This is a genomic window from Kitasatospora sp. NPDC051984 (assembly GCF_044593455.1).
Classification (GTDB): Bacteria; Actinomycetota; Actinomycetes; order Streptomycetales; family Streptomycetaceae; genus Kitasatospora.
The window spans coordinates 1-21117 of the sequence record NZ_JBIUCB010000028.1; the positions used below are offsets into that span (position 1 = coordinate 1).

Annotated in this window: 22 protein-coding genes; 15 read left to right on the top strand and 7 right to left on the bottom strand. The window is 73.2% G+C overall.

Going from position 1 to position 21117, the window contains the following annotated elements; all coding sequences use genetic code 11:
* The first annotated feature begins 350 nt into the window (after positions 1-350).
* On the top strand, positions 351-1685 hold the full coding sequence (locus ACIHEI_RS32720) for a hypothetical protein (protein ID WP_396609251.1): 1335 nt from the start codon (positions 351-353) through the stop codon (positions 1683-1685).
* A 712-nt stretch (positions 1686-2397) separates the two neighbouring features.
* Here the strand turns inward: ACIHEI_RS32720 and ACIHEI_RS32725 are convergent.
* A complete protein-coding gene (locus tag ACIHEI_RS32725; protein WP_392953436.1) occupies positions 2398-2667 on the bottom strand; it encodes a GlsB/YeaQ/YmgE family stress response membrane protein in 270 nt (89 codons plus the stop codon).
* Between the two features lie 311 nt (positions 2668-2978).
* Between ACIHEI_RS32725 and ACIHEI_RS32730 the strand changes: the two genes are divergently transcribed.
* The 5 genes from ACIHEI_RS32730 to ACIHEI_RS32750 all read left to right on the top strand — a co-directional run bounded on the left by ACIHEI_RS32730 (position 2979) and on the right by ACIHEI_RS32750 (position 7168).
* Positions 2979-3998: a transglycosylase SLT domain-containing protein gene (locus tag ACIHEI_RS32730; protein WP_392953433.1), complete on the top strand. Its 1020-nt coding sequence runs from the start codon at positions 2979-2981 to the stop codon at positions 3996-3998.
* A 111-nt stretch (positions 3999-4109) separates the two neighbouring features.
* Positions 4110-4907: a hypothetical protein gene (locus ACIHEI_RS32735; RefSeq protein WP_387642729.1), complete on the top strand. Its 798-nt coding sequence runs from the start codon at positions 4110-4112 to the stop codon at positions 4905-4907.
* A gap of 140 nt (positions 4908-5047) precedes the next feature.
* Positions 5048-5515, top strand: a complete 468-nt coding sequence (locus tag ACIHEI_RS32740; protein WP_392953430.1) for a MarR family winged helix-turn-helix transcriptional regulator — start codon at positions 5048-5050, stop codon at positions 5513-5515.
* Positions 5512-6360 carry an ATP-binding cassette domain-containing protein gene (locus tag ACIHEI_RS32745; protein WP_396609252.1) on the top strand — a complete coding sequence of 283 codons (849 nt, stop codon included), beginning with the start codon at positions 5512-5514 and terminating at the stop codon, positions 6358-6360. Before ACIHEI_RS32740 ends, ACIHEI_RS32745 begins: the two co-directional genes overlap by 4 nt.
* A complete protein-coding gene (locus ACIHEI_RS32750; protein ID WP_396609253.1) occupies positions 6320-7168 on the top strand; it encodes an ABC transporter permease in 849 nt (282 codons plus the stop codon). Before ACIHEI_RS32745 ends, ACIHEI_RS32750 begins: the two co-directional genes overlap by 41 nt.
* Before the next feature lie 37 nt (positions 7169-7205).
* Here the strand turns inward: ACIHEI_RS32750 and ACIHEI_RS32755 are convergent, their stop codons facing one another.
* Both ACIHEI_RS32755 and ACIHEI_RS32760 read right to left on the bottom strand, forming a co-directional pair.
* Positions 7206-7769 carry a Uma2 family endonuclease gene (locus ACIHEI_RS32755; protein ID WP_396609254.1) on the bottom strand — a complete coding sequence of 188 codons (564 nt, stop codon included), beginning with the start codon at positions 7767-7769 and terminating at the stop codon, positions 7206-7208.
* A gap of 68 nt (positions 7770-7837) precedes the next feature.
* The gene (locus ACIHEI_RS32760) at positions 7838-9151 is read right to left on the bottom strand and encodes a DUF2079 domain-containing protein (protein ID WP_396609255.1); all 1314 of its coding nucleotides are present in this window, start codon (positions 9149-9151) and stop codon (positions 7838-7840) included.
* 196 nt (positions 9152-9347) lie between these two features.
* Between ACIHEI_RS32760 and ACIHEI_RS32765 the strand changes: the two genes are divergently transcribed.
* Together ACIHEI_RS32765 and ACIHEI_RS32770 are read left to right on the top strand one after the other, a co-directional pair.
* A complete protein-coding gene (locus ACIHEI_RS32765) occupies positions 9348-10034 on the top strand; it encodes a response regulator transcription factor (RefSeq protein WP_396609256.1) in 687 nt (228 codons plus the stop codon).
* Positions 10024-11586, top strand: a complete 1563-nt coding sequence (locus tag ACIHEI_RS32770) for a sensor histidine kinase (protein WP_396609257.1) — start codon at positions 10024-10026, stop codon at positions 11584-11586. The genes ACIHEI_RS32765 and ACIHEI_RS32770 overlap by 11 nt, the downstream gene beginning before the upstream one ends.
* Positions 11587-11685: 99 nt before the next feature.
* Here ACIHEI_RS32770 and ACIHEI_RS32775 read toward each other — a convergent pair whose 3' ends face one another.
* Complete coding sequence (locus ACIHEI_RS32775) at positions 11686-12189, bottom strand: hypothetical protein (protein WP_396609258.1); 504 nt, start codon at positions 12187-12189, stop codon at positions 11686-11688.
* A 218-nt stretch (positions 12190-12407) separates the two neighbouring features.
* On the opposite strand from ACIHEI_RS32775, the gene ACIHEI_RS32780 reads away from it, so the two are divergent.
* On the top strand, positions 12408-13196 hold the full coding sequence (locus ACIHEI_RS32780) for a helical backbone metal receptor (RefSeq protein ID WP_396609259.1): 789 nt from the start codon (positions 12408-12410) through the stop codon (positions 13194-13196).
* Positions 13197-13281: 85 nt separating this feature from the next.
* Positions 13282-14376 (top strand): serine hydrolase domain-containing protein, encoded by a 1095-nt coding sequence (locus tag ACIHEI_RS32785; protein WP_396609260.1) that lies wholly within the window; start codon positions 13282-13284, stop codon positions 14374-14376.
* 18 nt (positions 14377-14394) lie between these two features.
* Here the strand turns inward: ACIHEI_RS32785 and ACIHEI_RS32790 are convergent, their stop codons facing one another.
* Positions 14395-15057, bottom strand: coding sequence for a (2Fe-2S)-binding protein (locus tag ACIHEI_RS32790; RefSeq protein WP_396609261.1), 663 nt, complete (start codon positions 15055-15057; stop codon positions 14395-14397).
* 279 nt (positions 15058-15336) lie between these two features.
* Between ACIHEI_RS32790 and ACIHEI_RS32795 the strand changes: the two genes are divergently transcribed.
* Positions 15337-16308, top strand: coding sequence for an aldo/keto reductase (locus ACIHEI_RS32795; RefSeq protein WP_396609312.1), 972 nt, complete (start codon positions 15337-15339; stop codon positions 16306-16308).
* A 69-nt stretch (positions 16309-16377) separates the two neighbouring features.
* On the top strand, positions 16378-17121 hold the full coding sequence (locus tag ACIHEI_RS32800) for an SOS response-associated peptidase (protein WP_396609262.1): 744 nt from the start codon (positions 16378-16380) through the stop codon (positions 17119-17121).
* Between the two features lie 7 nt (positions 17122-17128).
* Here the strand turns inward: ACIHEI_RS32800 and ACIHEI_RS32805 are convergent, their stop codons facing one another.
* Together ACIHEI_RS32805 and ACIHEI_RS32810 are read right to left on the bottom strand one after the other, a co-directional pair.
* Positions 17129-17329: a hypothetical protein gene (locus ACIHEI_RS32805; protein ID WP_396609263.1), complete on the bottom strand. Its 201-nt coding sequence runs from the start codon at positions 17327-17329 to the stop codon at positions 17129-17131.
* Between the two features lie 50 nt (positions 17330-17379).
* On the bottom strand, positions 17380-18168 hold the full coding sequence (locus tag ACIHEI_RS32810) for a phytanoyl-CoA dioxygenase family protein (RefSeq protein ID WP_396609264.1): 789 nt from the start codon (positions 18166-18168) through the stop codon (positions 17380-17382).
* 102 nt (positions 18169-18270) lie between these two features.
* Between ACIHEI_RS32810 and ACIHEI_RS32815 the strand changes: the two genes are divergently transcribed.
* From ACIHEI_RS32815 to ACIHEI_RS32825, 3 genes are all read left to right on the top strand, one after another.
* Positions 18271-19539 carry an ADP-ribosylglycohydrolase family protein gene (locus ACIHEI_RS32815; RefSeq protein WP_396609265.1) on the top strand — a complete coding sequence of 423 codons (1269 nt, stop codon included), beginning with the start codon at positions 18271-18273 and terminating at the stop codon, positions 19537-19539.
* A 59-nt stretch (positions 19540-19598) separates the two neighbouring features.
* Positions 19599-20291, top strand: a complete 693-nt coding sequence (locus tag ACIHEI_RS32820) for an HAD family hydrolase (RefSeq protein ID WP_396609266.1) — start codon at positions 19599-19601, stop codon at positions 20289-20291.
* Positions 20292-20391: 100 nt separating this feature from the next.
* The gene (locus ACIHEI_RS32825; RefSeq protein WP_396609267.1) at positions 20392-21060 is read left to right on the top strand and encodes an endonuclease; all 669 of its coding nucleotides are present in this window, start codon (positions 20392-20394) and stop codon (positions 21058-21060) included.
* Positions 21061-21117: the final 57 nt, after the last annotated feature.

A 21117-nucleotide genomic window follows, 5' to 3' on the forward strand; every position in this document is an offset into this window, starting at 1 on the left:
AAACGCTCGGCTGGGAAACCCCAGCCGAGCGCCTGCATAAACTCATCGCAGCCTAAACAACCGACCACGTGTTGCAACGACCCCTAGAAACCACCTGCCTTCGCCGGGGGCTTCGCTGTTTCTACGCGGTGAGGGCGGACACGCCCCGGGGCGGGCCTGCCTCGTGGGGGCCTCGCGGACCAGGGCGAGGAGGTCGTCCGTGCTCGATCCGCCGGCGTGGTTCACGGCGGTGACGCTCGTACGGCCGGAGGCGAAATCGGCTTGGCGGGCAGGTGGCGCGACAGCGATGATCGGGCGGGTGTGCGAACCGGGTGGTCCGGGGGCGCCCGTCCGTTCACGAGGAGACTGTTTTGCGTTCCGACCTCGCCAAGGCGTGGGAGTTGCTCGATGCCGGTGACCCGCAGGGTGCTGCGCGGGAGCTCCGGAGGGTGGCCGACAATCTTCCGGCTGCCGAACTCGCGCCGGTGGTAAGGAAGTTGGCGGAGTCCGTCGGCATCGACGAGCTGGCGGACGCGGCCGGCGCCCTCGCGGGTCGTCCGGCGGGCGCGGGCGCGGGCGCGGGCGCGCTGTACGCGTACGGGTACGCGTGCATCGAGCACGGGCTCTCGGAGTTGGCCGTCCCGGCGCTGCGCGAGGCGTTGCGGGCGGGTGCGGTGCCGGCGAAGCGGAAGCTGTTCGGGCGGGGTGGCGGGCGGCAGGTCAACCCGCGTCAGGTACTGCTGGAGCTGGCCGTCGCGCTGGAGGACGGTGAGCGGCACGCCGAGGCCGTCGCCGCGCTGCAGGAGCACCGGGCGATCACCGGAGACTGGCCGGACGGGTACCTGCTGGCGCACAACGCGCTGATGGACGGCCGGGTCGAGCTGGCCCGTGAGGTGTTCGAGGCGCTGGAGGCGCCGGACGGCGACACCTGGGCGCCCGCCGCCGACCGGATCCGCCGTTCGCTGGCCCGCGCCGCGGCCGTCCCGCCCGCCGGGCCGACGGACCTGCGGGGCTGGCACTACACGCTGACCGGCGGCCTGCTGGCCACGCTCTCGACACACGGGTTCCAGGCCGGCATGACGGGCCGCTGGGCGATGCTCGGCGACAGCTACGAGAACTGCCGCCACAGCCTGGAGCGGCTGCGCACCGTGCTTGCCGCGACCGGCCGCCGCCCGTCCTCGGTGGCGTTGCTGCCGGATCGGGGCAGCGAGGCGCTGGGCCTGGCAGCCGCAGCGCTGTTCGGACTGCCCGCGGCCCCGTACCGGCCGGGCGCGGCGACGGCGGACGCGCTGGTGGTGGCGTACGACCTGAACGAATGCGACCAGGAGCTCGTCGAGGCGCTGTACGAGCGGGCGCCCGGCGAGCTGCTGTACGAGCACGCGACGTGCTGGACGGACTCGCCGGCCGTCTCGGCGGACATCTCGGGCCTGCTGGTGCAGCACGTGGCCGCGCCGTGGGAGCCGCGCCTGCGGATCGACGAGGACGGCCAGGTCGAGCAGGGGCCCGCCGACGACGCCCCGGCGGCGGAACTCGCAGACCGGATCCGCACCGCCACCGCCGCCCCGGACGAGGGCGACGGCCAGACCCCACCCGACCCGGACGAGGCCCTCGCAGCCTTCGCCACCCGCGCCACCACGACCTGGGCGATCGGCAACCGCGACCGGATCCGCTCGTCGGGCCCGGTGCGCAGCTCCCGCTTCGCCTGACGCGGCGCTTGCGCTTGCGTCGTCGTGGCCTGGGCAGCCGGGTAGCCGCGACCGGATCCGCTCATCGGGCCCGGTGCGCAGCTCCCGCTTCGCCTGACGCGCGGCGCTTGCGCTTGCGTGGTTTCGGCTGATGCGGCGCTTGCGGCGTCGTGGCCTGGGCAGCCGGGTAGCCGCGACCGGATCCGCTCGTCCGGCCCGGTGTGCAGCTCCCGCTTCGCCTGACGCGCGGCGCTTGCGCTTGCCTCGTCGTGGCCTGGGCAGCCGGGTAGCCGCGACCGGATCCGCTCGTCCGGCCCGGTGCGCAGCTCCCGCTTCGCCTGACGCGCGGCGCTTGCGCTTGCCTCGTCGTGGCCTGGGCAGCCGGGTAGCCGCGACCGGATCCGTTCATCGGGCCCGGTGCGCAGCTCCCGCTTCGCCTGATGCGGCGCTGGCGCTTGCGTCGTCGTGGCCTGGGCAGCCGGGTAGCCGCGACCGGATCCGCTCATCGGGCCCGGTGCACAGCTCCCGCTTCGCCTGATGCGGCGCTTGCGCTTGCGCCGTCGTGGCCTGGGCAACCGGGTAGCCGCGACCGGATCCGCTCGTCCGGCCCGGTGCACAGCTCGTGACGCGCCCTCGCCGAAACACGCCACCGCCCGCCGAGCGCAGTGCTCGACGGGCGGCGGCGATGGCGATGGCGATGGCGGTGGCAGCGGCGACCTGCGGGGCCGGTGTGTCATCTGTTGGGGTGGGACTTGGCCCACGCGGGGGACACGAAGGCGACCAGTGCGACCGCGAAGCCGAGCTGGAGCAGGTGGCGGATCCAGTCGATGCCGGAGGTGTGGCGGACGCCGATCCAGCCGGCCACCGCGTTGCCCAGCAGGGCGCCGGCCGCGCCGAGCAGCATGGTGAGCCACCACGGGATGGCCTGCGGTCCGCGCAGGATCAGCTTGGCCAGCACGCCCAGCACGAAGCCGATCAGCAGAATCCAGAGGAGTTGGAACATCGAATCCCAGCCTTTCCGGTAGGACGCCGGCCGGTCGGCTGCGGCTCTCGGCAGTGAGTCGCGGTGGTGCGGTCGGAGGCGGATCGGAGGTGGACCGCACGCGGACGGTCCACATCTGCCATGGTCGCGCGCCGGTCGCACTCCGGCATCTCGGCAGCCGAGCGTCGAGGCAATACCCCCGGCGGGTGGTTTGCCCGGCGGGCCCCGGGGGTAGTCGCGCACCCGGTGGGGGCCGGTGATTGCCGCGAGACGCCTTGTGGTGGGATAAACGACTGAACGGGCGTCAGGTTCGACGGGGGAGCAGACACGACATGGCAGCAGGTTTCGGTTTCAAGGCGGGCGAGCTCGCGAAGATCCAGCGGGATTTCGCGATGATTCAGCAGCGCATGAACGAGATGACGCAGCAGACCGGCCGGATCCAGGGCACGATCGCGAAGGCGGTGAGCACCGACCTGGCCGCCGGCGCGATGGGCAGCATCCTCGGGTTCGCCGAGGTGGTCTCGCAGGTCCGCCAGCAGGTGAACGCGATCAACCAGCAGGTCGCGGCGCTGGAGGCGACCAAGGCGAAGCTCACCAAGGAGCTCGCCGAGGACACCAAGAAGATCGGCATCGTGATCAAGCGGTACGAGGAGGCCGAGAGGCGCGCCCACGAGGGCGTTCGCAAGCCGGCCCCCACGCAGCCCATGCCGAAGAGCCCGGGCCAGGGCGGCGACCACAAGCCGACGGAGAAGCCCGCGCCGAAGAAGCCCAGTGCGCCGATGCCGAAGAGCCCGAACAAGGGCGGCGACCACGGCGGCGGCAGCGGCGGCGGCGACCACGGCGGCGGCAGCGGGCACGGCAACGACCCGAAGGTCGAGATCTCGCATGCCGGAGCGATCAAGACCGGCGAGGTCACGTACGGCGGCAAGGGCCAGTACAAGAGCGGCGAGGCCGCCTGCCGCGAGTACATCGCGCAGGCGCTGGACGCGATGGGCGTGACCGACCCGGCGGCCCGCGCGGCGTGGACGAAGGGCATGCTGACCATCGCCGACCGCGAGTCGTCGTTCAACGCGCCCACCTCGCAGGTGAACCTGTGGGACACCAACGCGCACGGTGCGAAGCAGGCCGACGGCGCGCCGCTGAACAGCTCGCGCGGCGGCTGGCAGACCATTCCGTCCACCTTCGCGGCGTACCACGTCAAGGGCACCTCCACCGACATCTACGACCCGGTGGCGAACGTCGCGGCCTCGATGAACTACATCCGCGACCGGTACCACGTCTCGCCGGACGGCCACGACCTGGCGTCCAAGGTGCAGCAGGCCGACCCGAACCGTCCGCACCGCGGTTACTGATCGTCGTCAACCCGCGCGCCGCGCCCGCCCGTTCACGGCCGGCGGCGGCGCGCGGGGTCCGAACGATCCCACCGTCCACCCTTCTCCTCCTTCTCGAATCCGAGGATCCACGTGCGTCCGTTCCGCCTCGCCGCCACCGCGGTGGCCTGCCTGACCGCCGTCGCCGTTCTGACCGCCTGCGACCCCGACAACACGGACGGGGGCGACGCCGGGAAGACGGCCGCCGCGCCGCCCGCCGCCAGCGGGGCGCCGTCTGCGGGCGGGACCGAGTCCGGCAGCCCGAAGACCGACCCGAGCGCGGCGCAGTCCGCCGGTGGCGGGAAGGCCTCGACCGTTCCGGCGGCGGCCTGGATCAACCCGCAGCAGGTGCCGCTGAACGCGGCGCTGCACTGGACGGCGCCCGCGGCGAAGAGCCTGGGCGCCAAGGGCCAGTTCCAGATCGAGCAGCTCTGCCACAGCAAGCGCTCCGCCGACTGGGCGGACACCGTGCCCGGCGTGGACACCGCCTCGCTGGGCGGCGCGCCCGACGACTGGAAGGCCGACCAGAGCATCGTCACCTTCGGCGACGCCAACAAGAGCAGCGCGGCCGTGCAGTCCGCGTTCGGCCTGCTCGGCGCCGTCAAGGACGAGGTGAAGCACTGCGCCACCACCGCGCCCGGCGCCAAGGCCGAGATCACCGTGGACGAGAGCGAGCACCTGGTCGCGACCGTCACGGTGCCGCAGGCCGACGGCGGCACCGTGACGGTGCACGAGTACCTGACCACCTCCGGCGGCGCGCTCGTCGAACTCACCCTGCACGCGCAGGCAGCCAAGGGCGGGCACCCGAAGACCGCCTGGTCCGCGCCCGCCGACAGCGCCGTGCTGAGCGCGATCGCCAAGCCGGTCTGCACCGCCTTCAAGGACTGCTGATCTCCCACCGACCAGCAGCGGAACCCGTTTTCGACGGGCCGACCACCCTTCGGGGAGGTCGGCCCGTTGCCCGTTCCCGACCAGGATCTTGCCTGCCGCGTACCCTCCGATACCTCGCACACAGAGCTAACCTCGAAAGTGTGGACGACACCGAGGAGTTCTCCGCCCTCCTGGTCGGCATCCAGCGGCTGATCCGCCGCCGCCTCCGCTCCGGCCTGGACCACCCACCGCTGCGCGGCGCCCAGGTCGAACTGCTGCGGCTGGTCCTGGACACTCCCGGCCTGCGGGTCTCGGACGCCGCCGAGGAACTGTTCCTGGCCGGAAACTCGGTCTCCACCCTGGTCAACCAGCTGGTCGGACAGGGCCTGCTGCGCCGCGAGACCGACCCGGCCGACCGGCGCGCCGCACTGCTGTACGCCACCGAGGAGGCCGCCCGCCGGCTCGCCGACTGGCGGGCCCGGCGCACCGCACTCGTCGGCGAGGTACTGGCCGAACTGCCCGCCGACCAGCGGGCCGCGCTCGCGCAGGCGATGCCCGCGCTGCGCACGGTCGCGGCCGGGCTGCGGGCCCGGACGGACCGGAAGGTGGACGGGAGGGTGGACGCATGAGCGACCAAGTGGCCGTCGAATGCCGGGAGTTGACGTACACCTTCGAGCGCGGCCGGAAGAAGGGCGGCGGCACCCGGGCGGTCGACGGCATCGACCTGACGGTGCGGGCCGGCGAGGTGTTCGGGCTGCTCGGGCCGAACGGTGCGGGTAAGACCACCACCATCCGGGCCATCACCACCCTGCTGCCCACCGCCCGCGGCATGGTCGCGGTGTTCGGCCACGACTGCCGCGCCGAGCCGATCGCGGTGCGCCGCCTGCTCGGCTACGTGCCCCAACAGCTGTCCGCCGACGCCGGGTTGACGGGCCGGGAGAACGTTCAACTGTTCGCCCGGGTCTTCGACGTCTCCCGCGCCGAACGGGCCGAACGGGTCGCCCAGGCGCTCGCCGCCGTCGACCTCACCGAGGCCGCCGACCGGATGGCGAGCACCTACTCCGGCGGCATGGTGCGCCGCCTCGAACTCGCCCAGGCCCTGGTCAGCGCGCCCCGACTGCTGGTGCTGGACGAGCCGACCATCGGCCTCGACCCGATCGCCCGTGCCGGCGTCTGGGAGCGGGTGGACGCGGTCCGCCGTGCCACCGGCATGACCGTCCTGGTCACCACCCACTACATGGACGAGGCCGACCAGCATTGCGACCGGGTCGCCCTGATGGACCGCGGCCGGATCCGTGCCCTCGGCACCCCAGAGGAACTGAAGGCCCGGGTCCGCGCCGAGGACCCGGCGCAGACCGCCCCGACCCTCGACGACGTGTTCCGGCACTTCTCGGGCCGCACACTGACCGACGCCAAGGAAGGAGACTTCGGAGATGTCCGCCGTACCCGCCGCACCGCGAGTCGCGTCGGCTGAAACCGACTTCGGGCTGCTGCTGGTGCCGCCGAGGGCCCGCACCGGCTGGCGGGTGGTCCCCGCCCGGGTGGCCGCGATGTGCGCCGTCGAACTCCAGAAGCTCCGCCACGACCGCACCGAGGTGTACACCCGGGCGGTCCAGCCGGCGCTCTGGCTGTTGATCTTCGGCGAGACCTTCACCCGGCTCAAGGCCATCCCGACCGGTGGCATCCCCTACCTGGACTACCTCGCGCCCGGCATCATCGCCCAGTCCGCGATGTTCATCGCGATCTTCTACGGCATCATGATCATCTGGGAGCGCGACTCCGGAGTGCTCACCAAACTCCTGGTCACCCCCACCCCCCGGGCCGCCCTGGTCACCGGTAAGGCGTTCGCCGCCGGGGTCAAGGCGGTCATCCAGACCGCGGTGGTGGTGGTGATGGCCGCCGTCCTCGGCGTCGGCATGACCGCAAACCCGCTGCGGCTGCTGGGAGTTGCGGTGGTCGTGATCCTCGGCTCGGCGTTCTTCTCCTGCCTCTCGATGACCATCGCCGGAATCGTGCTCACCCGCGACCGCCTGATGGGCATCGGCCAAGCCATCACCATGCCGCTCTTCTTCGGCTCCAACGCCCTCTACCCCGTCGACCTGATGCCCGGCTGGCTCCAAGCCGTCAGCCGCGCCAACCCCCTCAGCTACCAGGTGGACGCCCTCCGCGGCCTCCTCATCGGCACCCCGTCCCACCTCCCCCTCGACTTCGGCGTCCTGACCGTTTCCACCCTCGCCGGCATCACCGCCGCCTCGTCCCTGATGGGCCGCCTCGCCCGCTGACCGGCCTGCGGCCCGCAGTCAGGAAACTCCGGCTGCTTCAGTAGCGGACGAGGCCGGCGGTCATCAGGCCGAAGTCGAACGGTGCCGGGATCGGGACGACGTCGCCGAACTCCCCGGTCCACCGCTGGCGGTACGCCCCACCCACCGGATCCGAGAACAGGACGACCGTCCCTTCGCGCGGATCGATCACCAGGTAGAGGGGGATCTGCATCAGCGGGTAGTCGCGGACCTTGCCGACCAGATCGTTCTCGGGGTTCGACACCGAAACGATCTCGACCGCGATCGCGGCGAGCTCGGCCGGGACTTCGTTGCCGCCGAGCTCCACCACCGACACCGGGATGTACGTCAGGTCGGGGTTGCGGAGTTTGCCGACGCTGGGCGAGGCCAGGTCGGTGTTCTCGCTGGGCATCAGCCCGGTCGGCCGCCGAGCGTCGAACTGCTCCCGAACGATGAACAGGTTCCGCTGGTGGATCACCGAGGGACCGGCCATCATGATGATCTCGTCGCCCGACACCTCGATCTTCCATCCGGCAGGAGGCGTCAGACTCTGCGCGTACTCCAACACCTGCGCGTGGCGTTCGGGAACGCGGAACTCGGCCATGCCGCCATCCTCCCACTTCGGTGCCGGTCGCCGCGCCCTGTGCCTGCGTGGCACCTGTCTCCCTGCGGTCAACGGCCCGGCTCCCAGTGCCAGATGGTGATGCCTGCGCCTTGGGCGACGGGGCGGTAGCCGGCGGTGGGGAGGGCGGCTTGGGCGGTGAGGTCGTCGGCGGTGGGGGTGGGGAAGCCGTCGGGGGTGTCGAGGGTGGCGGCCCATTCTGCAACCGGGCGGAAGAGGGGGTCGCGGCCGTCGGGGGAGAGGTGGGTGGAGCCGGTGTCGTCGGGAAAGGTGAGGAACGGGAAGAGCGAGACGGTGCAGCGGGAAGTGAGTTGCGGGGCGAGCCGGTTCGCGGCGGCGACCCTCGCGCCGTCGGGGACGGTGGCGAGGACCTGGCGGGCGGTCAGGACCTCGGGGCCGGGGCGGGACAGGTCGGGGAGCGGGGCGGCCAGCAGTGCGACGGTGAGCATCGCGGCGGGCACGAGCCGCAGCGACGGGCGGTCGGGCAGGCGGCGCAGGCCGTCGAGCGCGGCGACGAAGATGATGGGCATCAGCACCGCGTTGTAGTGCCAACCGGTGCTCCAGTACGCGGGGTTGGACGACCAGTAGCGGGCCGCCAGTGGCAGGACCGTCAGCAGGGCGAGCGGCGAGCGCAGCGCCAGCAGCAGGGTCGGGGCGAACAGCGCCGCGAGCGTCCACCACTTGTCGGCGGGGAGCAGCAGCCGGGTGAACGGATCCCCGCCCCCGGGCGCGGCCGTCGCACCGTACGCGTAGGTGCCGATCGGGTTGGCGGCGGGGATCAGCACCAGTACAGCGAGCAGGGTGCCGAGCGCGGCCGCCGCGAGTGTCGCCACCCCGAGCCCGCGTCGGCGTCCGACCAGCAGGACGTAGCCGCCGACACCGGCCAGCAGCAGGCCCTGGTCCTCCTTGATCAGCAGCAGCGGCAGCGCCCAGCACACCGCCGCCCGCCACCGCCCGCGGGCCAGCGCGACCGTCGCGCACGCGAGCAGCGGGACGGAGAGCGCGATCTCGTGGAAGTCGAACCCCGAGGCCTGCCACAGCCCCCAGGACAGCCCGTACGCCAGCCCGGCCAGCACACCACGGGCCTTCCCCAGCCACTGCACGGCCAGCCCCGTCACGGGCACCACCGACAGCGCCAGCAGCAACGCCTGCGCCACCAGCAGCGTCTCGGGGGCCGGCCAGAGCCGGTAGAACGGGGCCAGCACGGCCAGCGCGGGGCTGAAGTGGTCGCCCAGCTGCACGAACCCGGCGCCCTTCAGCGTCACCACCGGCCGCTCGAAGTACGCGTAGCCGCGCACCGCCTCCTCGAAGATGCCGAGGTCGAAGCCGTTGGTCTGCATCCGCCGGTGTCTCGGCAGCGACATCGCCAGATGGAACAGCGCCACGGGCAGTACCGGCAGCAAACAGGGACGGACTCGGAAAGGTATTCGCACCCGACCGACGCTAGGAAAGCCCCGCTGAGCCGATTCTGAAAGAAGCTGAGGATTTCTTCAGCCGGGAGATAACCGGCACATCGGTCAACGGTCCTTTCCGGCACGCAAATTGACTTACTCTTGACCGATGCGCCTACTCATGGTCGAGGACGAGGAAAGGCTGGCCCAGTCGCTCAGCCAGGGCCTGCGGGCCGAGGGCTACGCGGTGGACGTGGCCGCCGACGGCCCGACGGGCCTGGCGCTGGCCCGCTCCGGCAGATACGACCTGGTGGTGCTCGACCTGATGCTGCCCGGCCTGAACGGCTTCCGGATCTGCCGTCGGCTGCGGGCCGAGGAACACTCCGTGCCGATACTGATGCTGACCGCGAAGAACGGCGAGTACGACGAGGCCGAGGCACTGGACTGCGGCGCCGACGACTTCCTCGCCAAACCGTTCTCCTACGTGGTGCTCACCGCCCGGCTGCGCGCCCTGCTGCGCCGCGGCGCGGCGGGCCGGCCCGCTGTTCTGGCCGTCGCCGACCTGCGGATCGACCCGGCGGCCCGCCGCTGCACCGTCGCCGACAAGGAACTCCGGCTCACGGCAAAGGAGTTCGGCGTCCTGGAGAGCCTGCTGCGCCGTCCCGACCAGGCCGTGCCGAAGACCGACATCCTGGACGCCGTCTGGGACTCCGCCTTCCGTGGCGACCTCAACATCGTCGAGGTGTACATCGCCGCGCTGCGCCGCAAACTCGACCGGGCCGGCGCGCACGCCCGCATCGACACCGTCCGCGGTATCGGCTACCGGCTCACCCCGTCGCCCGCCGATGTCGGCTGACCGCCGGCGCTGGCGGCGGTGGTGGCCCGCCCTCGGTGTCCGCGCCCGGGCCGCCCTGGCCGCGCTGGTCGCCTCCGCGCTGGCGTTCGTGGTTGCCGCGCCGCTGGTCGGCGACGCCGTCCACGCGCTCCTCTACCGCGAGGCCGAGCTCAACGCCATTTACGCCATGACGGACATCCGGGTGTGGATTCGGGGCGGCGACGGCGATTCGATCCTGAGCGGTCAACCGTTCGCGGTGCTCACCGAGGAGGGGGAGTGGCTGAACGGGAACTACCTCTCGGACCGCCGCCAGGAAGACCCTGCGCTGGGCCTGACGCCCCTGCGGCTCGCACAGCCCGCGGACGGGGTCGACCGGCCAGCTGTGCCCGTGCAGCCCGTTGAGGCCACCAGCATTCGCTATCCGGCCGGCATCTCCCCCTACTACCGGCTGGCCTCGCCCGAGCCCCGCATCTACCACTTCCTGCGGGTGCTCACCGAACCGGTGTCCAGCGCCCGACTCGCCCTGCTCGTCCCGCCCGGGCGCCGACCCGCCCCCGAGATGCGCGAGCAGCGGCTCACCGTCTACGTCATGATCGACCCGACCATTGCGGACGAGACCACCGCTGTCGTCACCGATCACCTGCTTGCCCTCGTCGCTCCCGTCGCCTCCCTGTTCGTCGCACTGATCGCCTGGCTCGCCACCGGACTCGCGCTGCGCCCGGTCGAGTCGATCCGCCGCCAGATGGCTGCCGTGCGGGGCGGCGCGTTCCACGAGCGCGTGCCGGTGCCCCGCGCCAGGGACGGCATCCACCGTTTGGCCCGCACCACCAACGACACTCTGGACCGGCTCCAGCACGCCCTGGACGAACAGCGCCGCCTGGTCGCGGACGCCTCGCACGAACTGCGCAGCCCGCTCGCCGCGCTGCGCAGTTCACTCGAAGTACCGCTCGCCCACCCGACCGCCGCCGACTGGCCGACCGTGGTGCGCGGGGCGCTCACCGACACCGAACGGCTCCAGGACCTGGCCGACGACCTGCTCCTGCTGGCCCGCGCCGAACGGGACACCGACCACTCCGGCGACACCGTCGACCTGCACGACATGATCGCCGAACAACTCGCCGAACGCCGATACAGCGGACGGGAGTTGACGTACGAGAGCGAGCTCGACGAGGCGGTGTTGCCGGGCCGCGAGATGCTGCCGGCCCGCCTGGTGCGCAACCTGCTCGACAACGCCGCCCGGCACGCCCATGGCCGGGTCGCTGTCAGGCTCACGGTCGCGGGCGGCTGGGCGCACCTCACCGTCGAGGACGACGGCCCGGGCATCCCCGCCGCCGACCGGGAACGGGTCTTTGAACGTTTCGTCCGGCTCGACGACGCCCGCGACCGGCACAGCGGCGGCGCGGGCCTCGGCCTGGCCCTGGTGCGCACCATCGCCCACAGCCTCGGCGGCACGGTCGCCGCCAAGCCACCCTCCCGGCTGCCCGGCGCACGGCTGGTGGTCCGGCTGCCGGTGGCTTCCGGCAACGGGATCGGGCCGCCGACCGTGCCCGGTGGGGCAGGGCCGACGGCCTGAGTCGCCGCTCGCCGCAACGGGCGCCGGAGGAAACGCAGTTGAGGACGAGCGGGCGGACGGGCGGAAGCCCCGGAGGACCGTCCGGTACGTCAGCGGCGCTTACGACAGGTCGAAGGCTCCGCCGCCGACCGCCACGCCGACCGGGCAGGTCAGGCGCACGCGGAACAGGCCGGAGAAGGCGACGGTGGATACGTACCGGTTGCCGTCAGAGCAGTCGACGAAGGGCTGCCAGAGCGGGCCGTTACAGGTCTCGAAGAAGGAGGGCCCGCTGAACGCGAAGTTCCCGCAGACGAGGTCCAGCGGCGTGATGCTCGTGATGGTCCCGTTGGAGTGCACGGCCGGCAGGCTGGACGGCTTCGCCAGCTCCACCTCCGGGACCTGGACCACATCGGCGTTCACCTTCTCCGGCGTGACCACGGGGATGTTCGCCTGCTGGTTGGCGGGCTGGTTCGCGGTCTGGGCCACCGGCTGGGCCACAGGCTGGTTCGCGGTCTGGGCCGCGGGAGCGGTGTCCGCGAACGCGACGGAGCTGACCGTGCCGACAGCCGTGAAGGCCAGGGCGGAGGCGGTACCGATGGCGGCGAGCATCTTTCCGAATGCCATGTCTAACCACTTTCACTGAGAGAACGACTGAAGTGTTCTTGGGTGACAGGGGGGCGCCCGCCTGCGAATGTCCACCCCGGACCACCGGGGCGAGCCCCACGCTAGGTCAGCTGCCGGGGGTCCGCGCCCGCAGTGCGCCGATGAACGTACGTATGCGTTCCATCGGCCCTGGCCCGGGCACCCGGAGGGTGTAGCTACGTGGCGGTAGCGTGGCATTCATGGGTGCGAAGCGGGAGTTGACGGACGACGAGGGTGAACCGGTGCGGCTCGGGGAGGTGCACCGGGTCGTCTCACTGGTCCCCTCGCTCACCGAGGCGGTGGCCGCCACCGCCCCAGGCCTGCTGATCGGCGCCACCGACTGGTGCACCCACCCCGCCGACCTCGACGTGGCCCGGATCGGCGGCACCAAGAACCCGGACGTGGCTCGGATCCTCGCGCTGCGCCCCGACCTGGTGATCGCCAACGAGGAGGAGAACCGCGCCCCCGACCTCGCCGCCCTGCGCGCGGCCGGGGCGACGGTGTGGTCGACCCGGATCCGCGACCTCGACCAGGCGCTGGCGTCGCTGCGCCGCCTACTGGTCGAAGCCTGCCAACTCCCGGAGCCCCACTGGCTGTTGTCCGCACAACAAGCATGGGCCGACATAACGCCGCCGAAGGTTCCGGTGCCCGCGGTGGTACCGATCTGGCGCCGGCCGTGGATGGTCCTCGGCGCGGACACCTTCGCCGCCGACCTGCTCCGACGCCTCGGCGTCACCGCCGTGACGGCGGGCCACCCGGGCCGCTACCCCCGCGTCCCGCTCCCCGAACTCCTCGACGCGGGAGCCGAGTTGCTCGTCCTCCCTGACGAGCCCTACCGCTTCACCGCCGCCGACGGCCCCGACGCGTTCCCCGCCCTCCCGTACGCCTTGCTGAGCGGCCGCCATCTCACCTGGTACGGCCCGTCGTTGGCCGAGGCGCCCGCCGTCCTCGCCGCGCAGCTCGCCGCCAGAAAGTTGCCCGGACGGTGATGTAGAGATCCGGCCGGCAGCCCCGACTGTCGGGTGAACGGCGCCCGCGAGCGCCGCAGCCGAGAACCAAGAAGGAATGACCGTCATGCAGCAGCTCGTTCAGCAGACCATCGACGAACTGGTGGAGTCCGGTGAGGAGTTGGGGATCCAGGTCGCCGTGTACCGGAACGGCGAACTGGTGGTGGACGCGGTGGCGGGCGTCGCCGATCCGGACACCGGCCGGCCGGTGGCCTCGGACACCCCGTTCTTCAGCGCCTCCACCGGCAAGGGGGTGGCGGCGACCGTCGTGCACGTCCTCGCGGAGCGCGGCGCCCTCGCCTACGACACGCCGATCGTCGAGCTCTGGCCGGAGTTCGGCGCCCACGGCAAGGAGAAGGCGACCGTCCGCCACGCGCTGACCCACTCGCTCGGCGTCCCGGCCGTGCCGGCCGACCTCACGGTGCGCGACCTCGCCGACTGGGACGCCATGTGCGCCCTGATCGCCGACTCCGCACCCTGGTGGGAGCCCGGCACCGGCACCGGCTACCACGCGGTGACCTGGGGCTACGTGATCGGCGAACTGGTCCGCCGGGCCACCGGCCGGACGATCTCGCAGGTGCTCCGGCAGGAGGTGGCCGAGCCGCTGGGCGTCGCCGACGAGCTGTACTTCGGCGTCCCCGAGTCCGAACTCGGCCGCCTCGCCCGGCTGGTGGACGCGCCCGGCGCCGCCGAGATGATGGCCGCGATGCCCGCCGACCTGCCCCTGTTCAAGGCCACCCCGCCCGCCCTCACCCCCAGCGCGGCCTACGGCAACAACCCCACCGTGCTCACCTCCGACATCCCCTCGGGCGGCACGATGTCCGCCCGCGCGGTGGCCCGGATGTACGCCGCCCTGCTCACCGAGGTGGACGGCGTCCGCCTGGTCCCCGACGCCCGCCTGCGCGAGATCGGCGCCCTCGCCACCGCCGAGACCGACCGCATGGTCGGCTTCCCCACCCCCCGTGCCCTCGGCTACAACCTCGGCCGCCCCGGGGCCGACCCGCAGCAGACCCTGTCCGTCTTCGGCATGCCCGGCATGGGCGGCAGCGCGGCCTGGGCCGACACCGCGACCGGCATCGCGTTCGCTCTCACCAGGAACCGCTTCTTCCCCGGCCCGGCCACCGCGGTCGAGCGGATCGGCGCCCTGATCAGCACCGAGTGAGTCACCGGAACTGCCCGGTCAGCGGCGGGACTTCGGCGCCCGGGTGAACACGCAGTCCCCGCACAGCCCACCCGAGGGCGTCCGGTAGTAGAGGCAGCAGGACGCCCGGCGGAACGCGAGCGGGCGGTCCGGCGGGGTGGCGGTACCGGTCGCGGCCAGGTCGGGAAACGCGAGGAGCGCGCGGGCCAGCGCGGTGGCGGGCGGGGTGGCGACCTGGCGGGCCGCGCCGACCAGCGCGGAGGCGGCGTTGCCCGCCAACAGGCCGGCGGCGAGCGGGGTGAGGGCGCGGACGGCGTCGGCGAGCGGGTGCAGGTGGCGGTCCATCACCAGCTCGTGCAGCGCGGCCGGTGTCGCCTCCGGTCCGGGCGCCGCGGGCAGCCACAGGTCGAACGGCCCCTGCGGCGGAAGCGCGAACCGGGCACCGTCCAGGTCGGGCAGCCGCCCGGTGGTGACGGCCGTACCGAGGGCCACCGACCAGAGCCGGGCCGCCAGACCCAGGTGCGCGGTGGACGCGGCGACCCGCACCTCGTCCGTACCCAGCACCCGCCCGACCTCGGCCACCCGCCCCGCCAACGGCCCGTCCGCCGCCGACAGTTCACGCAACGGCCGGAACCCGGCAGGCGGCGGGCCGGCCAGCGTCGCGAAGTACGGGCCCAGGGCGGACAGCGGCGGAACGGTCATGCCGCGAGAGTCTAGGGTCTGTCCGGCCGATCTTGCCGGGCGCGCGACGCCGGATCATCCCGCCTGGAAGCACCGGCAAACCATCCAAGTACACCCAGTACGAGGACGGTTCGCCGGCACTCCCAGCCGGGCGCCCGACGCCGCGCGCTGATCCGACAAGATCGGCCGGACAGACCCTAGTTCGGACCCGACCGGGCCCCGGAAAACGCGTGGCGTCCGGCGGCCCCGCCACCTATCGTCGCGCACGGCGTGATCACCCGCACGGAGGAGGAACGGCGAATGCGGTACCGGCAGTTGGGGCGCAGCGGGGTCGAGGTGTCGGAGGTCGGGTTCGGGGCGTGGGGGATCGGCGCGGAGGGCTGGATCGGCGCGCAGGAGGACGAGTCGCTGGCGGCGCTGCACCGGGCGATCGACCTGGGGGTGAACTTCATCGACACCGCCCGCGGCTACGGCGAGAGCGAGCGGCTGGTCGGCAGGGTGGTGCGGGAGCGCGCCGCGGCCGGGCAGCAGGTGCGGGTGGCCACCAAGGTCCCGCCGCTGAACCGCCAGTGGCCGGCCCGCACCGGGGTGGACCCGGCGGAGACCTTCCCGGGCGCGCACATCCGGGAGAGCGTCCAGACCTCGCTGCGGGCCAGTGGCCTGGAGCGGTTCGACCTGGTGCAGTTCCACGTCTGGCACGACGAGTGGCTCGGCCGCGGCGACTGGCTGGAGACCGTCGCCGAGCTGAAGAGCGAAGGATCGATCGGCCTGTTCGGCGTCTCCATCAACGACCACGAGCCGCACAGCGCCGTCGAGTTGGTGCGCAGCGGCGTGGTCGACGCGGTGCAGGTGATCTTCAACATCTTCGACCAGTCGCCGCTGGACGAGCTGTTCCCGGCCTGCCGGGAGCACGGCGTCGGCGTGATCGTCCGGGTCGCGCTGGACGAGGGCGGGCTGACCGGCCGGCTGAACGCCGACACGGTGTTCCCGGAGGGCGACTTCCGGCGGCGCTACTTCCGCGGCGAGCGGCTGGCGGAGGTCGAGCGCCGGGCCGCCGCGATCGCCGCCGACCTGGGCATCGAGGCGGACGGACTGGCGGAGGCGGCGCTGCGCTTCGTGCTGAGCGAGCCCGCCGTGTCCACGGTGATCCCCGGAATGCGCTCGGTGCGCAACGTGGAGCGCAACGCCGCCGTCGGCGACGGAGTGCCGCTCGGGGAACGGGAGTTGAAGGTGCTGGCCGGTCACCGCTGGGACCGGAACTTCTACTCCTGAGGCTCCCGAGCCGTCCGGCGGCGCGTGGGGTGCGTGCGGTTGTCGGGGTTCGGTGGCAGGGTGGGGCGCATGTGCGGTCGCTTCGTCTCCACCACCGAGCCCGGTGACTTGGTCGCCCTGCTCAATGTCGCGCGCTGGAACCCCACCGAGGCGCTCGCGCCGAGCTGGAACGTCGCGCCGACCGACCCCGTCCCGGCCGTGCTGGAGCGGGTGGACCACGACACCGGCGAGGTGGTCCGCCAGCTGCGCACGCTGCGCTGGGGCCTGGTCCCGTCCTGGGCGAAGGACCGTTCCGGCGCGGCCCGGCTGATCAACGCCCGCTCGGAGACGGTCGACCAGAAGCCGTCCTTTCGCAAGGCGTTCGCCGCCCGGCGCTGCGTGATCCCCGCCGACGGCTACTACGAGTGGCGTCCCGTCCCGGCCGGTGATGGCCGCAAGGCGTACAAGCAGCCGTACTTCCTGAGCACCGGCGAACTGATGCTGATGGCCGGGCTGTACGAGTTCTGGCGGGACGCGAGCCTGCCGGAGGACGACCCGGCGGCCTGGCTGGCGACGGCGACCATCCTGACCACCGACGCCACCGACAGCGCGGGGCGGGTGCACGACCGGATGCCGCTCACCATCTCCCGCCAGGACCTGGGCAGTTGGCTCGACCCGGCACACAGCGACCGGGCCGACCTGCACCACCTGCTGCACCAACCCGCCGACGGCAACATCCTGGTCCGGGCGGTCCCCACGGCCGTCAACCGCGTCACCGAGAACGGCCCCCAGCTGCTCGAGGAGGCCCCCGACCCGCTGGGGATCGCCGACTGACGCACCGTCAATCCAGCTCGCCCGAGCTGTTGTTGCGGCGCTGCTCGATCCGGCGGCGCCGCGCGTCCCGCCGGACGAACTCGCCCGCGCCGAGCGTCGCCCGCGCCACCATGCGGACCCAGCCGGGCCCGCCGCGTTCCGCCCACACCACACAGCCGCAGCCACCCACCACCAACAGCAGGACGACCACCAACACCACGCCGATCACGGCTTCCCCTTCCCGCGGACCTGCTCCGATCATCGCAGGCGGGGACGGCGTTACGCCTGACCCAGCCCGAGCCTGACGGCGCGCTCCACCGGCGAGTACGCCCCGTCGGCGCGCTCCAGCACCAGGTCCTCCGTCGACAGCAGCGCCGGCTGGGCGAGGAAGCGCGGCTCGGTGCCGTGGTGCGGCTGCGCGGCGTGGATCAGGAACGGGTGGCACAGGTACACGTCCCCCGCCCGTCCGGTGGCGAGCGCGGTCTCCCGTTCCGGGTGGTCCAGCAGCCCGGCCCGGTCGAGTTCCGCGCAGAACGCGAACATCTCCACGCCCTTGTCCCCGGCGGGCTCCAGCAGGCGCGGCAGATCCAGGTGCGAGCCGACCTTGATCCGGGTCGGCGCGCTCGCCTCGTCCACGTCGGAGAGCAGGAACAGCATCAGCAGCGACCGGCCGCGCGAGACCAGGTTGAGCCAGTAGCCCTGCTCGCCGTCCGGGGTGAAGCTCGCGTCCATGTGCCAGCCGGCGTCGCCCGGATCGTCCGGGTGCGGGAAGCGGATCGGGAAGCCGCCCAACCACGGCTGCGGCTTCCAGCGGCCCTCGCCGACCAACTGGTCGAACGCGCCGTGCAGGCGCTCGGAGGTCGCGGCCCGCCGGAACGGCTCCTGCCCGTACCCCTCCAGGCGCACCACCGGCCGCGTCCAGCCCGCCGGGTCGTCCGGGTCCAGGCCCATCTCCCGCCACAGGAACTCCCGGCACTCGGCGGCCAGTTCGGGCGAGAACGCACCCTCCAGCCGGACGAAGCCGTCCGTGACGAAACCCTCGATCTGCTGCTCGGAAAGGACACCCATGGCAGCGGATTCTCGGCCGGTCCGCCCGGCGCCGCAAACGAATTACCCTCCACCGGTGCGGACTTGACGAGCCGGTGCTCCGCACGCTTCGGTGGGAGCCATATGACCACCCCTGCCCCGCACACCGGCCCCGCGTTCGACGCCCTCCAGGGCCTGTCCGTCGGCGACGCCCTCGGCGCCCAGTTCTTCGTCCCCGAAACCGCCCGCGCCCACTTCGCCGCCGGCTCCGTCCCGCCCGGCCCCTGGCCGTGGACCGACGACACCGAGATGGCCTGCTCGGTGTACGCCGCGCAGACCGAACGCGGCGCCATCGACTGCTACGACCTCACCCACGCCTTCGCGTACCGCCACGACTTCGACCGCGGCTACGGACCCGCCGCGAACCGCCTGCTGCGGCTGATCCGGGAGGGCGGCGACGCCCGCCGCCTGGCCGCCGAACTCTTCGACGGCCAGGGCTCGTTCGGCAACGGCGCGGCCATGCGGGTGGCCCCGCTCGGCGCCGCGTACGCCCACGACCCGTCCGCCGCGGTCCGGATCGCCGCCGACACCGCCGTGATCACCCACACCCACCCGGACGCGGTGGACGGCGCGATCGCGGTGGCGGTCGCCGCCGCCCACGCGGTGCGCCGGCGCACCCGCAGCTGCTCCCCGGAACGCTTCCTGTCCGCCGTCGCCGACCTCACCCCCGACGGCCCCGTCCGCCGCGCCCTGTACCAGGCCCGGCAACTGCTCGACCGCGCCGACGCCCGCGAGGTCGCAGGCGTGCTCGGCAACGGCAGCCGCACCAGCGCCCTCGACACCGTCCCGTTCGCGCTCTGGTGCGCCGCCCGGTGGCTCGACGACTACCCGACGGCCGTCCGCTCGGCGATCAACGCCGGCGGCGACATGGACACCGTCGCCGCGATCACCGGCGGCGTGGTCGCCGCCGGCACCGGCACCGGGGGCATCCCCGCCGCCTGGCTGGCGGCCCGCGAACCGCTGCCCGCCTGGGCGTTCCCCGCCCCCGGCAGCATTCCCGCGCCACTGCCGCACCTCACCCAGATGCGACTGCCCCGCCCCTACCCCGTCCCGGACCGGATGTCCTTCGCCGAGGAGCAGTGGAACCGCTACCGGGCCGGCTACCGGGCCGCGCGCTGGGTGGCCCGCGCGGAGGAGGGCGTCCTGCACCTGCACTTCGCCGTCTCCGGGGACGAGGTCGCCGCCATCCGCGTCGTCCCGTCCGGCAGCGGCCAGCGCGCCGTCTCCGCCGAGGTCGAGGCGCACCCGTCGTACTACAACGGGGCCGGTTTCTCCGGCGCCCTGCTGGCCACCGTCATGGAACTGGAGGGCAGGCTCCAGACCAGGGGCCCACTTCCGGCCGGCCCCTGGTGACGGCCCGTCCGGCGCCCGGATAGGGTGGCGATGCAGGCGGAACGGCGGAGGAGGGGCGGATGCGCATCGAGGCGGTGCTGTTCGACCTCGACGGCACCCTGATGGACCACGACGGCGCTGCCGAGGCCGCCGTCCTGGCCGGCGCCGCCGCCGAACTCCCCGGACGCCCGCTGGACCGCGACGGGCTGCTGCGGTTCTGGCGCGAGCTGGAACGACGCGAGTACGACCGTTACCTGGCAGGCGAGTTGACGGTGCAGCAGCAGCGCAGGAGCCGGGCACTCGGCCTGGCCCGGCACCTCGGGCTGGGGGAGTGGTCGGACGAGCGGGCCGACGCCTGGTTCGCCGGATTCCTCCGCAGGTACCGGCGCTCCTGGCGGGCGTTCCCCGAAGTGCCGCGCGCCATCCGCGAGTTGGGGTCGGTCCGGCAGCTCGGCGTGATCACCAACGGCGAGGGCGACATCCAGCGCGACAAGCTGCGCGCCGTCGGCCTCGGCGCCCTGGCCGCGCACACCACCGCCTCCGGCGAGGCGGGCTGCGCCAAGCCCGACCCGGCGATCTTCCACCTGGCCTGCCGCGCCCTCGGCGTCGCCCCCGAGCGCGCCGCGTACGTCGGCGACCGGCTGGACGTGGACGCGCAGGCCGCCACCGAGGCCGGACTGCTCGGCATCTGGCTGGAACGCGAGCCCACCGGCGCGGACACCGCCGTCCCCCGGGTGCGCACGCTCACCGAGGTCGCCGCACTGCTGGGCTGAACCCTGTGCGGCGTGCCTCCGGGCCGCCCGGGCCCCCCTCCGCGTAGCGTCGGCCCGGAGGGCTGACGGTTCGTCAGCGAAGCGATCCAGGGAGGCCGGTATGGACGCGCGGCAACGAGTGGCGGCACTGGTGGCGGAGGCGGGGACCACATTCGCCGAACAGGCGGGCATCGAAATCGCCGACCGGCCCGCCGAACTCTGGCAGCTGCTGATGCTCAGCAACCTGGTCTCGGCCCGCATCCAGGCCGAGATCGCCGTCACCGGCACGGCCTCCCTGGTCGCCGCCGGCGCCGGCACCCCCGCCGGCACGCTGGAACTCGACTGGCAGCAGCGCAAGGACGCGCTGATCGCCGGCCGCTACCAGCACTTCGCCGACGGCACCGCCACCCGGCTCGGCGAATGCGCCCGGCTCGCCCAGGGCGAATACGGCGGCGACCTGCGCAAACTCGCCACCGCCGCCCAGGGGCGCCCCGAACGCACCCGGGCCCTGCTGCAACGTTTCCCCGGCATCGGCCCGGCCGGCGCCGCCGCGTTCTGCCGCGAGGCCCAGGCGGTCTGGCCCCACCTCCGCCCCGCCCTCGACGCCCGCGCCACCGCGGGCGCCGAACGCCTCGGCCTCCCCACCGACCCCGCCGAACTCGCCACCCTGATCGACCCCGCCGACCTCCACCGCCTCGCCGACGCCCTGGTCCGCGCCGCCCTCGACCCCGCCATGGCCACCCGCGTCCTCGCCGCCTCCCCCGACACCACCGAGCCCGCCGCCGTCTGACCCCGGGCGGGAACGCCGAGCGCCCCCGCCCTGACGGTGGGCGGGGGCGCGGTTCGG